General features: G+C 42.1%; 13 protein-coding genes and 1 pseudogene. 6 read left to right on the top strand and 8 right to left on the bottom strand.

Going from position 1 to position 14,830, the window contains the following annotated elements; genetic code table 11:
• Positions 1-208: 208 nt before the first annotated feature.
• The 6 genes and pseudogenes from ACGEDC_RS10160 to gmk form a co-directional block, all read right to left on the bottom strand.
• A pseudogene (locus tag ACGEDC_RS10160) lies at positions 209-1,134 on the bottom strand (calcium/sodium antiporter).
• A gap of 199 nt (positions 1,135-1,333) precedes the next feature.
• Positions 1,334-2,989: an AMP-binding protein gene (locus ACGEDC_RS10165; protein WP_394498017.1), complete on the bottom strand. Its 1,656-nt coding sequence runs from the start codon at positions 2,987-2,989 to the stop codon at positions 1,334-1,336.
• Between the two features lie 397 nt (positions 2,990-3,386).
• A complete protein-coding gene (locus ACGEDC_RS10170; protein ID WP_055025250.1) occupies positions 3,387-3,770 on the bottom strand; it encodes a RidA family protein in 384 nt (127 codons plus the stop codon).
• A 113-nt stretch (positions 3,771-3,883) separates the two neighbouring features.
• A complete protein-coding gene (gene spoT / locus ACGEDC_RS10175; protein WP_394498020.1) occupies positions 3,884-6,001 on the bottom strand; it encodes a bifunctional GTP diphosphokinase/guanosine-3',5'-bis pyrophosphate 3'-pyrophosphohydrolase in 2,118 nt (705 codons plus the stop codon).
• Positions 6,002-6,014: 13 nt separating this feature from the next.
• The gene (gene rpoZ / locus ACGEDC_RS10180; RefSeq protein ID WP_055025248.1) at positions 6,015-6,293 is read right to left on the bottom strand and encodes a DNA-directed RNA polymerase subunit omega; all 279 of its coding nucleotides are present in this window, start codon (positions 6,291-6,293) and stop codon (positions 6,015-6,017) included.
• A gap of 61 nt (positions 6,294-6,354) precedes the next feature.
• Positions 6,355-6,978 carry a guanylate kinase gene (gene gmk / locus ACGEDC_RS10185; protein ID WP_394498022.1) on the bottom strand — a complete coding sequence of 208 codons (624 nt, stop codon included), beginning with the start codon at positions 6,976-6,978 and terminating at the stop codon, positions 6,355-6,357.
• A 343-nt stretch (positions 6,979-7,321) separates the two neighbouring features.
• Between gmk and ACGEDC_RS10190 the strand changes: the two genes are divergently transcribed.
• From ACGEDC_RS10190 to yjjG, 3 genes are all read left to right on the top strand, one after another.
• Complete coding sequence (locus tag ACGEDC_RS10190; RefSeq protein ID WP_394498024.1) at positions 7,322-8,542, top strand: hypothetical protein; 1,221 nt, start codon at positions 7,322-7,324, stop codon at positions 8,540-8,542.
• Positions 8,543-8,667: 125 nt separating this feature from the next.
• The gene (locus ACGEDC_RS10195) at positions 8,668-9,735 is read left to right on the top strand and encodes a phosphotransferase enzyme family protein (protein WP_394498026.1); all 1,068 of its coding nucleotides are present in this window, start codon (positions 8,668-8,670) and stop codon (positions 9,733-9,735) included.
• Between the two features lie 34 nt (positions 9,736-9,769).
• Complete coding sequence (gene yjjG / locus ACGEDC_RS10200) at positions 9,770-10,453, top strand: pyrimidine 5'-nucleotidase (RefSeq protein ID WP_394498028.1); 684 nt, start codon at positions 9,770-9,772, stop codon at positions 10,451-10,453.
• Positions 10,454-10,539: 86 nt separating this feature from the next.
• On the opposite strand, the gene ACGEDC_RS10205 is transcribed toward yjjG, so the two are convergent.
• The gene (locus tag ACGEDC_RS10205; RefSeq protein WP_394498030.1) at positions 10,540-11,391 is read right to left on the bottom strand and encodes a mechanosensitive ion channel family protein; all 852 of its coding nucleotides are present in this window, start codon (positions 11,389-11,391) and stop codon (positions 10,540-10,542) included.
• 248 nt (positions 11,392-11,639) lie between these two features.
• The gene (locus tag ACGEDC_RS10210) at positions 11,640-12,272 is read right to left on the bottom strand and encodes a chromophore lyase CpcT/CpeT (RefSeq protein WP_394498032.1); all 633 of its coding nucleotides are present in this window, start codon (positions 12,270-12,272) and stop codon (positions 11,640-11,642) included.
• Positions 12,273-12,566: 294 nt separating this feature from the next.
• Between ACGEDC_RS10210 and ACGEDC_RS10215 the strand changes: the two genes are divergently transcribed.
• From ACGEDC_RS10215 to ACGEDC_RS10225, 3 genes are read left to right on the top strand one after another with little or no spacing between them, the layout of a single operon-like run.
• Positions 12,567-13,274: a DUF3299 domain-containing protein gene (locus ACGEDC_RS10215; RefSeq protein WP_394498034.1), complete on the top strand. Its 708-nt coding sequence runs from the start codon at positions 12,567-12,569 to the stop codon at positions 13,272-13,274.
• A gap of 1 nt (position 13,275) precedes the next feature.
• Positions 13,276-14,238: an amidohydrolase family protein gene (locus ACGEDC_RS10220; protein WP_394498036.1), complete on the top strand. Its 963-nt coding sequence runs from the start codon at positions 13,276-13,278 to the stop codon at positions 14,236-14,238.
• Positions 14,239-14,252: 14 nt separating this feature from the next.
• On the top strand, positions 14,253-14,600 hold the full coding sequence (locus ACGEDC_RS10225) for an amidohydrolase family protein (protein WP_394498038.1): 348 nt from the start codon (positions 14,253-14,255) through the stop codon (positions 14,598-14,600).
• The last annotated feature ends 230 nt before the right edge of the window (positions 14,601-14,830 follow it).

Genomic DNA, 14,830 nt, shown 5'->3' on the forward strand with positions numbered 1-14,830 from the left:
TTATTCAAGTGTGTGTTGAGTGCAGAGTTAGTATTCAATATTGGCGTGAATGTGTGCAGGCACAAACGTCATCAGTTTATGATGACAAATGTCATTAATAAAAAAAGCCAGCATACTGAATTAGCATGCTGGCTTATGGTTTAGTCCTGATGTTATCGTCTTAGGCTTTTTGTTTGACCCTATCGCATAGACTGAACCGTTTTTATACTTACGCTTGGATCACTAAGTAACTGATATAGCCTAAATAGCTGGCGACTAAAACAGCAGCTTCTCGGCGACCAATCCGCAGGCCTGTGTAAGCAAAGGGCAGTAGTACTGCTGCTAATGCGATCATGACCACCCAGTCTATTTGGCTTATCTCATTACTGATAATAGGGTGGATAAGGGCCGTTACCCCTAAAATCCCTAAAATGTTAAATAGGTTTGAGCCAACAACATTACCAATCGCTATATCACTTTCGCCTTTCAGTGCTGCCACAATAGAGGTGACAAGCTCCGGCATACTGGTGCCTATCGCGACGATGGTGAGGCCAATAACCACCTCACTAATACCTATCGACTTTGCCATGGCAACTGCGCCATCGACAAACAAAATGCCGCCACCGACCAGCATGGAAATACCGACAATAATCATTATTACTGAAAGGAGGTTGCTTTGATTTGTTGCACTTTCAGAGTCGTCATTTTGTTGTTTGTCTGCTGTGAAATAGCTAAATAATAAGTAACTGATAAGCAATGTAGTGAGAATTACGCCATCAAAAAAGCTTAAACCACCATCTAGTAATAACCCCCAAAACAATAATGAGGCCGCAATCATAATAGGGATATCTCGGCGCACCATTTGTGATTCGATTTTTATTGGACGGATAAGCGCGGTTATTCCTAAGATTAAACCGATATTGGCAATGTTTGAGCCGATAACGTTGCCCAACGCTATTCCGCTATTACCTGCAATAGCTGATTTAACACTCACTGCAAGTTCAGGGGCGCTGGTACCAAAGGCCACGATTGTTAAACCGATAATAAGCGGCGTAAGTCCCAACTTGAGCGCGATTTGACTTGCTCCTCGCACGAGTGCTTCTGCACCTAGGGTTAAAATCAAAAACCGCCGATAATCGACAACATAATTAGCATGATTCACTCTCAAAAATGGCTGAAACCGAAATGGACGGCAAGCATAGTGATTTTTTAGTTTTGCGCAATTTAAATTATCGAGCCGGAGGTTAAATTTTGTTCATATAGCTTAGGTATAGCATAGGGTTATTTCGCAAATACCAGGGACAAAAAAGCACACCAATAAGGTGTGCTTTAATCAGTCTAACCAAACAGCGGGTTAAATTTCATCTTCCCAGCAAATTTTCGCACCACGAATACCATCAACTTTGGCACTAAACTGCTTTTCTAGCACGTGGCGTTTAATTTTAAGCGTTGGAGTCATTGCATCATTTTCAATGGTCCAAGGCTCTGTTACCACAACCATAGCGTCAACATGCTCGTGTGATTCTAAGTTAGGGTTAATGCTGTCTAAGGTCGCCTTGAGTGATGAGCGTACTTCTTCACGAGGTTGCAACGCAGCACCTTCTGATAATTGAACCAATGCCACAGGGTGCGGTAAACCCGAACCAATGACACACAATAATTCAATATGTGAATCTTGAGCTAACTTACGCTCAATTGGGACTGGCGCAACATACTTACCTTTTGATGTTTTGAAGTTGTCTTTAACGCGACCCGTAATTGAGATAAAGCCTTCATCATCAATTTCACATAAATCGCCAGTATGGAAAAAACCATCTTCATCAAAACAAGCTTTGGTGACTTCTTCTTGTTTGTAATAGCCTTGCATTAAGCCAGGGCTTTTAACCATCAGCTCACCTTCGTCACTACGGCGCACTTGGCAACCTTCGACTGGGCGCCCCACTGTACCAATTTTAGTGGCATCGAATGGGAAGTTAATTATCGAGTAAGCACAGTTTTCAGTCATGCCCCAAGCTTCAGAAATGTTCATGCCGATTTTGTGGTACCACTCAAGCTGGCTTGGTGGAATAGGTGCTGAACCTGAACCCAGCAAACGACAATGTTCCAGCCCTAGGCCTTTTTGGATCTTACGTTTAACTAAGCTGCTAATGATGGGGACTTTAAGCAGGAAGTCCAATTTAGCTTCACCGGCTTTTTCAATAATATTGAGCTGGAATAGTGTCCATAAACGTGGCACCGAGAAAAACACCGTAGGACGACAGCGCTGCACATCTGCAACAAACGAGTCTAGGCTTTCAACAAAGGCGACCGAAGAACCTGAGTAGAATGATGATCCTTGAATTGCGACACGCTCAGTAATGTGGGCTAATGGCAGGTAAGATAATAATCTGTCAGTGGTATTGGTTTTTAAATCACGCACGACGGCTTCACAAGTCCAACCGTAGCTACCAAATGTTTGAATTGCGCCTTTAGGTTTACCGGTAGAGCCAGAGGTATAAATCAGCGTCATGACTTGCTCTGCGGTAGGCGTCGGCGCATCAACTAATGGTGTGCCAAGTTCAAGAATTTTATCCCAGTGATACTGAGAAGGCATGGTGTCATATGGCATTGCAAGACGTAAGATTTCACCACCTACACCCGCTTCTTGATCTGCCCAGAAATCTAATTTACCTGTAAAAATGGCTTTAGCTTCGCTGTGCTCAAGGACATAGCGAATAGTCTCAGCATTTGCTGTTGGGTAAATCGGCACACTGATATAACCGCCATGCATTAATGCTAAATCAATGATAAACCATTCAGCACAGTTTTTAGAAAGTACTGCGACTTTATCGCCTGGTACTAAGCCTAAATGACGCAGTGCACCGGCAACTTGCTGAACTTTTTGTTGTACTTCACGCCAAGTAAAGTCAACGTACTGACCATTGATAGGTTGGCGTAAATAGACTTCATTACCCTGGGTTTCTACCCAGTGCGACAACATTTCTACTGGCGTTTTCATTAGATTTTCCATTGACGATTCCATGTTCTTTTTTGTTTTAATGTAGGTCGTGTTTATTTCAATGTCTTTAACGTAATAATCTATTGTAATCGCATTGAATATTTAATCAGTTCAGACCAGTTATGTAGGCCTAAAACGTTATATATATGCATAAAGTACGACTAGTACTCACATATGTAACATCTTCAGGTGTTACACTAACTGGCCCCCATTGAACGAGTAAATAATGAACACGATGATTATCAGTATGGCGATTTAACGCATTCTTCGCAAACGTTAAGCTGTTAATTTTTAATAAATACAACTAATAAACTAGCATATTCAGCTGAGATGTGAACCGTTATCGAGTAATAGCTCTAATAAAAAGGGCGCCTATTGGCGCCCTGTAGAGGAAAAGTCGGTTTGTGACTTAGATCTCCATTATTCCATCCATTTCGACTAAAGAGCCTTTTGGAAGCTGCTTTACACCAATTGCAGCACGTGCAGGGTAAGGTTGGCTGAAGTATTTAGCCATGATGTCATTTACAGTTGCAAAGTGAGAAAGGTCAGTTAAGAAGATATTGAGCTTCACAATGTCTGACATGTTGCCGCCAGCGGCTTCACATACTGCAGTTAAGTTTTCGAATACTTGCACAACTTGCGCAGAAAAGTCATCGCTGACCATTTCCATCGTGCTTGGAACTAATGGAATTTGGCCTGATAGGTAAACAGTGCTACCCACTTTTACAGCTTGAGAATATGTGCCAATTGCTTGTGGAGCTTTATCGGTTGCGATAATGATTTTTTCTGCCATGACGCCCTCTGCGAAAGTAAAAACTTCAAAATTGAAAATAAAATGCAAGCAAACCTAAGCTGCCTCATAGAGTTAGAGTCATTCAGCTTAGGAAAGTTAGATTAGCAATCTTACTAGCGATTACGTGAGGTACGCAAGACTTCTGGCAATACGCGAATACGGCGCATGACATTGGCGAGGTGAACACGATCATCAACCGAGATACGTAGGTTAATGAGGTAAACACGGCCATCGCGTTCTTCAGTGCTCAAGTTATGAATGTTTGAGCCTGCCGCAGCGATAATATTGGTGATCTTAGCTAGAGCGCCTTGATGGTTAACAATTTCAACCCGCAAGTTAGCTTGGTAAGTTTCGCCTTCAACGTTATCCCAATGTACTGGAATATATTTATCAGGCTCACCTTGATAACCACGAATATTGGCGCAGTTTTCCATGTGAACCACTAAGCCTTTACCAGGACTCACGTGGGCAACGACGGCATCACCAGGAATAGGGCGGCAACAGTTTGCGAAGGTAACAAGCATACCTTCAGCACCACGAATCGGCATTAAATGCTCTTCGTGATCGTCGTCATCTTCGTTCTTAGTCGTGAGGTTCTTACCCAGTAATCGCTGAGCAATCACAATGCTCATGGCATTACCTAAGCCGATATCCGCCAAGAGTGACTCTAAATCGTCATGTTTGGTTTCAGAGATGACCTTATCCAGTTGCTCAGCATCAATACTATCAAGCTTGGTTTCACCCAAGGCATGATTCAATAGGCGTTTACCTAGTGCTACAGCATCGTCACTGGTTAAGCTCTTTAAGACTTGGCGTATTTTGCCACGTGCTTTACCGGTTACCACAAAGTTTAGCCACGCCGCATTCGGGCGAGCGCCTTTAGCGGTAATAATCTCAACGGTTTGACCGGAGATTAATGGCTGGCTTAACGGGTAAGCTTGACGGTTTACACGTGCGCCAACGCAAGTATTACCCACATCGGTATGAACTTCGTAAGCAAAATCGACAGCAGTCGAGTTGACAGGTAATTCTAAAATACGGCCTTCAGGGGTGAAGACGTAAATTTCCTCAGGGAATAGTTCGGTTTTAACGTTTTCCACAAATTCAAATGAACTACTGGCACTTTGTTGCAGCTCCAGCAAGCTTTGCATCCACTTATGGGCACGAATTTGAGTGGTACTTTGTTGCGAACTATTGGTGCCGCTCTTATACATCCAGTGAGCAGCAACCCCTTTATCCGCCATGAGATCCATTTCTTCAGTACGAATTTGTACTTCAACAGGAACCGCATGAGGGCCAAATAATGAGGTATGCAATGATTGATAACCATTGGCTTTTGGTATGGCAATATAGTCTTTAAAGCGGCCAGGATGTGGCTTATAAAGACCATGCATGGCACCTAATACGCGGTAACAGGTATCAATGGTATCGACCATGACTCTGAACGCATAAATGTCCATGACTTCTTGAAACTGCAGTTCTTTATTGCTCATCTTACGATAGATGGAATAAAGGTTTTTCTCACGACCTTTGACAGTGCCTTTAATACCGGCATCTTCAAGACGAGTCGTAATCGCACCTTCAATACTGTTAATCAGTTCTTTTCTATTACCACGGGCTGCTTTAACGACTTCTTTAAGCACACGGTAACGCATTGGATAATAGGCTTGGAAACCTAAATCCTCTAACTCGCTTTTGATATTATGAATACCAAGACGGTTGGCGATCGGTGCGTAAATTTCTAAGGTTTCGCGAGCAATACGACGACGCTTGTCAGGACGTAATGCACCCAAAGTACGCATATTATGCGTTCTGTCAGCAAGCTTGATTAGAATAACGCGGATATCCTGCGTCATTGCCATCATCATCTTGCGGAAGTTTTCGGCTTGGGCTTCTTTTTTATCGCGAAACTTAATTTTGTCGAGTTTTGATACACCCTCAACGAGTTCAGCCACGGTTACGCCAAATAACTCAGTGAGCTCTTCTTTGGTAACTGGGGTATCTTCGATGGTGTCATGAAGCAGGGCTGCCATTAATGTCTCGTGATCAAGACGCATGTCAGCCACAATGCGGGCTACCGCAACGGGATGGGTAATATAGGGTTCGCCACTTGTGCGCATTTGCCCTTCATGGGCATCACGCGCAACAATGTACGCCTGCTTGAGTAACTCTACTTGCGCGGGTTCTAAATAACCTGACGCAGACTCCTTAAGACCTTCAAACAGATACAAGTGGCGCTACTCCTTAAAGCGTACGGCCTTCAGCAATTGCTGCAACAGCAGCAATTTCAGCGGCTTCACGCTCACGAACAGTTTGACGTTCGTCAGCATCTAAAGTGTTAGAGGTGACTAAGCCTAATTCGATTTCGCGTAGAGCGATAACCGTTGGCTTATCATTCATCTCTTCAACCATAGGGTCTTTACCTTGCACAGCGATTTGGCGTGCACGACGCGCTGCAACCAGGATCATGTCAAAACGGTTGCCGATTTGTTCTACGGCGTCTTCTACAGTTACGCGAGCCATGTGGTGAAACTCCAGTGTTATCTATGGGAAAAAAATGACGCAAAATTGTACACTATGACAATTAATCTGCCAACAGATCGTTAATCATACCACTGTGAGTATGGATCTGACTAGCACAGGTTGATCTTTGACTGCGAATGATCGCGCAAAGATCGCCTAAAGCCACATCAAAATCATCATTTACAATAATATAATCTGCATCTTTATAGTGTGACATTTCTGATACAGCTTCAGCCATACGTCCGTCAATGACGTCTTGGCTGTCTTGACCACGGCCAGTTAAACGGCGTTCAAGTTCAGCTTTTGAAGGAGGTAAAATAAATACCCCAATGGCTTCTGGCATAAGTTTTTTGACTTGTTCAGCGCCTTGCCAATCAATATCTAAAAATACATCAATACCATTTGCTAATGTTTGTTCAATAACGGTGCGGGATGTGCCGTAATAGTTACCAAACACTTCAGCCCATTCAAAGAAGGATTCTTCAGCAATAAGCGCTTTGAACTCTTCAACCGAGACAAAGTGATAATGTTGACCATTCACTTCACCTGGACGTGGCTGACGGGTGGTATGAGACACAGACACTTGCATGTCGCTTGGCTTATCTTTTAGTAAAGCAGAGATAAGTGAAGATTTACCGGCGCCACTTGGGGCAGACACAATAAATAGATTTCCTCGAGCGCTCATAGTGCAATTTCCAACCAGATTATTTATCAGGCCGAGTATTATACTCAAAGCCATACAATTTGCGAGATTTGTGATAGAGAAAAATGCAAAAATCTGCACTAAAAATAGCAAAGAATTCTGCGTTGAATTTAGCACTCAATCCCCGACTGATATAGATGCAGCACCTAACTAGCCTGAATTTAACCTTAATCGAAAAAGACAATGGATAAGTTTCCTCTTCGATTTAGTACCAAATAGTGCTTTTTAGCATTTTTTTGTGCCATTTTACGTGGGTTTCACTGACTTTAGCGTTGAAATTGTTTAGTCTGCCAACAGTTCATTTATTTAGATATTGGGATTGCTTGTGTCATTCGCCTCCTTATTTTGTCGCCAAGGTCGAGATAACGGCCTAAGAGCCTTAGCCATTCAATTAAGCTGCTTAGTCTTTGTGTTATTGATTGCGCTACTTTTTTCAAACTCGATTGTGACATTAATTGCAGCAGTCTTAGCGTTACCTATTTGCGCGTTAAGCACTTTACGTCGCTTAAAAGATGCGGCGAAACCCAATACGTTGCTTGCGATCCCTGTACTGTTGTTGCTGCTGTTTAGCATGTCGCTCAGTTTTAGCTTCCCCGTGGCTGTGTCTAGTATTGTTTTTATTCTTGCAGCGCTGACAGCGGGTGGCTTTGCTTGGCTTGCTGCGCCTAAAACAAATCAGCGTAAACCTGCTTATGTTATGGGCTACTTTGGGCCTCACGCTAAAGCATCGGTAAAGCTTGGCGATGTACGCCGAAGACAAGAGCCAGTTATGGGCGGCGAGCATGCGTTTTCATCAATGACTGAAGAAAATGAGCAATCTGTTTATGATGCCGATGATGTCAGTTATGAGCCTGGTTATCAGCATGAAACCGTTTATAAAGATGATATTAAAGCCCAACAACATAATATTGATGAGCAAGCCGATTATGAAAGCGATGATAAACCGACCTACCGAGTTGACCGTGGTGCATTAGAGTCTGGCTCGTTATCTGAACTGCTAAAGTCATGGCTTGTTTGGGGACAAAACAATCAAAAAACGCTAATGATGCTAGCTAAAGGGCTGGGTGTTGTTAGTGTCATTGCGGTAATTATTTACCTTATAAGCTTACTATTTAGTAACAGCGATGTTGAACAAGAGCCAGTAGAAATAGCGCCTATCGAGCAGCCTGCAATCATTAGCGAGACAGCAAGAGTTAAGCTCCCAGATGGGTTTTGGCTGATTTTACAACAAGACATTTTAATCATTCGCTGGTTAGGTGATGAAGGCAATGCGCAATCTATTTGGCGTTTAGATAACGCAGAAGGCGATAAACGCTGTGCTGAATTAGTGTTTAACGACGGCAGCAAATTCCGCCCTATGCAGGTAGATTTAATGGCAGACAGCGGTACTGAAGCGCGTTTTTCTCCTCTAGATAACGCTAAGATCATCAACAATATAGCCATGCGAGGTAGTTTTAAAATGTGCGGATTTAATTTTAGTTTGAAGGGCAGCCAAGCAACATTGTCTAGTCAACCTGATTTTGCGCACTACTTAAAAAGCCTTTAACCTCGTGAGATAGCGTGAATAGTGTCGTTTTTGTTGAGTTTTAAGGCATTACTAGTGCATAGCTAGTCTTGTGCTCAGGGATGGATTAGACTATCGGGCTCGCGATAAAAAATATGGAGTGTTGGGTGGTGGAGTTTATTAGGCAAACAATTTTGCCTTTGTATGGAATAACTGATGAAAATGCCAGTATTGCCCCGTTAGGCAATGGCCATATTAACCAAACCTTTTTGGTGAGATGGTCTACAGGGCAACTTGTGCTACAGCAAATTAATACTACTGTGTTTACCGAGCCAGACGTATTAATCGATAATGCGGCAAAAGTCAGTCATCACCTAATACAGAAGTCCACTCTTGGTGAGTATCTGCTTGATGTCATTTCGCCTGTCGTATTAAAAGATGGTCGCTTATCTGTCGACCTTGGTGATAGAGGTTACTGGCGCGCCATCAGCTACTTAGCTAACAGCCATACGATTGAAGTCGTCACCAATACTGAGCAAGCTGAAATGGCGGCCAGTGCTTTTGGTCACTTCGCTTTTGCATTAAGTGACTTAGATGCCAACAGCCTAATCGATGTTATTCCCAACTTTTTAAACTTACCGCAACGTATCGAGCAGCTTAAACAAGCCATTGCCGAAGATAACGCAGGCAGGCTTGAGCATTGTAAGCCTTGGGCTGACTTTGTGCTTTCTCAGCAGGCACTTTTTGCAGAGCTTGAACAAATAGAAAGCCAATTACCGCTGCGTATTTGTCACAACGACACCAAAATAAACAATATGTTGTTTGATAAGCGTGACATGTCGAGCATGGCAGTGATTGATATCGACACCTGCATGAAAGGTTACTTAATGTATGACTTTGGTGACATGGTGCGTGCATTTTGTTCGCCAGAGGAAGAAGACTCAACAGCACTTGATAAAGTTATCGCGCGCCCTGAAATCATTGCTGCAGCCACCCAAGCGTATACCGACCAATTAGCTGCAATTTTAACCCCGCTAGAAAAACGTAGTTTGTGGTTAGGCATAAAGGTAATGGCGTTAATGCTTGGGTCGCGCTTTTTAACCGATCACCTAAATGGTGATGTGTATTTCGGTATTCATCGCGAAGGCCATAACCTCGACAGAGCTGCCAACCAGTTAACCGTATACAAAAGCTTAGTCGCACAAGAAGCGCAACTGATGGCGCTATTTGAATAATTCAGTTAACTGTATATATCAGTAAGGGTAAATCATGAAGTACCAATGGATTTTGTTTGATGCCGACGAAACCCTATTTGATTTTGATATTTTTGCTGGTTTACAGCTGATGTTCTCTCGCTTTGATATCGAATTTGATGCCAGTGATTTCGCTTTTTATCAAACCGTAAATAAGCAGTTATGGGTTGATTACCAGCAAGGATTAATCGATGCAGCGGAGCTGCAACACACACGCTTTTTACACTGGTCGACCAAATTAGGCTTAACGACCAAGCAGCTTAATAGCGACTTTTTAGCTGCAATGGCTGATATTTGTCAGCCGTTACCAGGTGCTAAAAAACTCATTAACAGTTTAGAAGGTAAAGCCAGTTTAGGGATCATCACTAACGGCTTAACAGAATTACAAAATGTGCGATTAGAACGCACTGGATTTAAACCTGCTTTTGAACACGTAGTGATTTCTGAACAGTTTGGCAAAGCTAAGCCCGATGTGAGCATTTTTGAGCACACCTTCGATTTAATGGGTAACCCAGACAAAAACACCGTATTGATGGTGGGTGATAACCTGCATTCGGATATTCTTGGTGGCGTTAATGCAGGTATTGATACCTGTTGGCTTAATCACCATGGAAAGGATGTAGTGGATGGGATTACACCCACCTTTGAAGTCAAAGACTTGCATCAACTGCACGATAAATTGCACTCAAGTCGCCGCTAAACCTCTTTTTTAGACAGCATAACGTCAATGCCATCATTAATAAAAAGCCACTCAATTGAGTGGCTTTTTCGTTCAGTTTGTAAGAGTTATTCGCTTGCCGCAGACTTTGGAAATGCTTTATGAAAAGCAATCATAAAGTCTTCTCTAATATGTTGCTCTAAATGGGTCGCACGTTCAGTCGGGCAAAAAATCATAATATTCACTAATTGCTCGCCAGCAGGCCCACTATGGATATGAATATGAGGCTCTGGCCCTGGCAAATCGACTCCTGCATGCTTTTCTATCACATTGTTGTAGCGGGTGGCGACTTCTAAAAAGTCTTCGCAATGAGCTTCAATTTTTTCAACTAAATCAGGGAACAGCGGATACAAGTTTACAAACTCAACCACTGTAATCGTAAAGCTGTGGTACACATAGCGTTTCATAAAGTTAAGGTTTTTCACCGCATAACTAAAGAACATACTATTAGGGAAGGTCACCGTTTTCCCTGTGTAATGGTATTGGCCGTGGTGTAAATCAATTTCTTGGATCACCGTCGCCATTAAGTTGTGCTCAATCACTTCACCGCACAATTTCCCCACCTCAATCCAGTCGCCAATCACGAATGAACGTGAACTCGCGCGCTGAATCGAGCCGGTAAAACACAAAATAATTTCTTTTGAAGCTACCACAAAAGCAATCGCAATCGCGGTGACCGACAGGGCAAATTTGTTGATCTCGGTTTGCCACAGTAAAAACAACACCATGACGATTAAAATAAAGGTGCCGTTTTTAGTACGAGATATCCATTTACGTTGACCTTCACTCACAAAAGCCACATCACCACGGATCTTAGACACCACAAAGCGTTTAAGTATCGACAGCAGTAGGATAATTAGTACAGTAATAAACAGCTTATAGGTTGCTAAAAAATCAATGATGATAGTAACTTGTTCCACAAAACCTTCTTAAATAACGATAACTTGGTGATGAATTCAGCTATAAGGTTCACTGTAACATAGCCATAGATTAAGTCAGCTTTGACCAGTGATTTTAATGGAAAAATCTTTCGCTGTAAGAAGGACAAATTAGCCGTGGTAATAGCGATAAAATGCAGAAAGTAAATGAAAGCGAAGCTGCCATAATACCGTTTTTATAAAAATCCAGCTTCGCTAACATGCAATTGCACTAGAAGTGATAAAGCGGATTAATGCTTCAAGAATATATAGCCAGCCTTTTCTGCGCCCCACACTTGCTTATCCTCGCTGTCATAGCCGCGATCCCAACTAAGAATACTGTCTTTGGTTACGGTCACTTCAGATGTGGCATAGGTTGCCCCGCGCAGCTGACTTAAACAGGTTTTCTCATCGGTAGAGCCTGCAAATTGCTGCTCTGCCTCAGACCAAGTTAAAAAGACCGTACAACCTACCTTTTCTGTTAAGTCACTTGGTGTGAGCTCGCTAAGCGGCGCCGCATTTTTGTAAGCACCCGCAAAGCGCTTATCATTGTCAAAGGTATAAACCTTGCTGGCAAATTTAGTATCAGACAAGGCGGTAACTTCATACACGCGTTGACGATATGGCTTATCTAAATGCGTTACTGCAGCTTGCTCTACATAAAGCCACGTAGAGTTTTCTTTAGGCCAAATCTGCACCATATTAAGGTGAATATTATAAAAATCTTTATCGTCGATTGATTGTTGCTGACTATCGAAATGTCCCTGCATCCACTCAAGTAACAAAGCCTGTTTGTCATGTTCAGTCGCTTGAGAGGTGATTGGCATTAGAGCTAAGGTAGAGAGTACCGTGGTTAGAGCAATATGAGTTAATGATGTATTCACAGGAATTCCTTTCCGTTAAATGACGAGTTTGTTGTTTTAGTTAGTCGCCAGCTAAGTTACCCCATCACAGTAAAAGTGTAAAACCTTGCTACGTTTGTAGGGTTTGATCCTTCAAACAAGATTAGCTGAAATTCATCTTTGTCAATAAAATCTCTTCCCATCAGCAGCGAGTAGCGAGTAGCGAGTAGCGAGTAGCGAGTCAAGTTTGCTTTGTCTGTTAATCATTTCGCCTTGTTGGCTTTATTAAACGAAGCTCAGCAGCGCAAATAAAACTACCTTGGAGGGTCATTAAATATGAAAGTTGTGCAATTGCTAACAGTGGTTTTAATAACCCTAACATTAGGTTTAAGCGTCAGCGCTGAATCAACCAAGGGCACCTCAAATTACCTTGATTGGAATGCATTAGTAATAACCCCAGTGGTTGAAGTAGCAAACCCATTTGAAGATATGTCATATGAAAACATCAACTTAATGCGTGAATATGCCGCGTTAAATGACAAGTTTTATCATGACTTAATGGATAAGAACACCGAGAAAAATGTGCTGCAAAAGCTGGCTTTAATTGAGGATAAATTAAGGCTGCAAGACATAGACGCCAAAGCACTTTATAAATTAAGGCATATACTTATTGAGCAAAATAAACGCAATAACCAAACGCCGAATTTAGCAGTGGTGAATAAGCATTGGCATATTCAAGGCTATATGGTGCCAATTGAATTTACTGAAGAGTTAGTCACCAGCTTCTTTTTAGTGCCAGTGGCAGACTCGTGCTCACATTCAGATATGCCAGCACCAAACCAAATTATCAGAGTTGAATATGAGCAAGGTATTCCGCTCACCACACTAGGCGAGTTGATTGTGGTCGATGGCAACTTAAACGCCGAAATGGCAGTGGCCACAGCTAAATATCATGATGGTCAAAGAGAGCTGGCCAGCTTATACAAAATCAATGCAGAGCGTATTGAATCAATTAACGTAAATTTGATTAAGAACAGAGGTTAATATGTTTAAAGCCAATAAAATTGTGACAACGTTATTTATATCTATGCTGTCACTCCCTGCTTTTGCAGCTGACAGTGTGTTAATCAAAAATGTAAATATTTTTGATGGTGAAAGTAAGAACCTGATCCCTAACATGGATGTATTGGTCGAAGGCAACTCAATTAAAACCATTGGTAAAGACATTGCGCCATTAAGCGACAGCAAAGTCATTAAAGGTGAAGGCAGAACCTTATCACCGGGCTTTATTGATGCCCATGTGCATTTATCGCTGCAACTAGGCTTTGGCGAAATGATGGTTGCAGATGAATATCGCTTTGCCATTGGTCAAGTGGAAGAGTCTGAAGCCATGTTAATGCGCGGCTTTACATCAGCACGTGATATGGGCGGCAATACCTTCTCACTTAAAAAAGCCATTGACCAAGACATGATCCATGGCCCGAGAATATATCCATCTGGTGGGGTATTAACTCAAACAGGCGGACACGGCGATTACCGTTTACCTAATAGCCTGCCAAAACTACATTCAAATGATCCTGATTCATTCGTACGCAGTGGTCACACAGAAATTGTAGACGGTCAGCCGGAAGTATTAACCGGAGCACGTGAGCAACTGCGTAAAGGTGCTTCACAAGTCAAAATGTTAATTGGTGGCGGCGCAGCATCTCCAACGGATCCATTAGATGTTACCCAGTTTTTGCCAGAAGAAATTGAAATGGCGGTGAAAGCGGCGAAAAACTGGAACACTTACGTAGCTGCCCATGTATACAATAATACTGGCATTCGCATGGCACTTGAAAATGGCATTCAGTCTATTGAGCATGCCAACTTTATTGATGAAGAAAACTTAGACTTATTGATCAAAAAAGATGCTTGGTTAAGTGTGCAAACCTTGGTGTATATCAACACCCCAAGTGGTGTGAATGAAGCACAAAAGAGAAGTTTAAGCAGGCATTTGATGGCCTAGATAACACCTTTAGCTTGATCAAGAAAAAGGGTTACAAAAAAGTCGCTTTTGGTACTGATGTAATTGGCGACCATGCGCTAATGGCAAGACAAAATGAAGAGTTCACTAACCGTACTAAGTGGTTCTCTAATCATGAAATCTTAAGGCAAGCCACATCAGGTAATGCGCAGCTATTAGCAATGTCTGGCCCAAGAAACCCATACCCTGGCAAATTGGGTGTGATTCAAGAAGGCGCATATGCAGACTTAATCTTAATTGATGGTAACCCACTAGAAGATTTGAATGTGCTGACTAACCCAGAAGATAACTTCCGCGTCATCATGAAAGACGGCAAGGTATACAAAAATACCACAGAGCATTAATGTTTTAGGCGTTAAAGTTGAAATGGTATTGAGTTAGCTCAATGAACAATAAACCCAGCGAAAGCTGGGTTTATTTGTTTTGGGGATAAAGAAAAAAGTAAATTTATTTCTGGTTTGATCATGGTTGGTAAATTATAGAATCATAAATGTCTTTAAATTTGTAAAACACTGTTTAGTATGTTTAATCGTTATCTTATTGTTTTTGTTTAATTAGTAATTCTTAATTTTAG

This window comes from Shewanella sp. ENK2, assembly GCF_043568515.1.
GTDB lineage: Bacteria > Pseudomonadota > Gammaproteobacteria > Enterobacterales > Shewanellaceae > Shewanella > Shewanella japonica.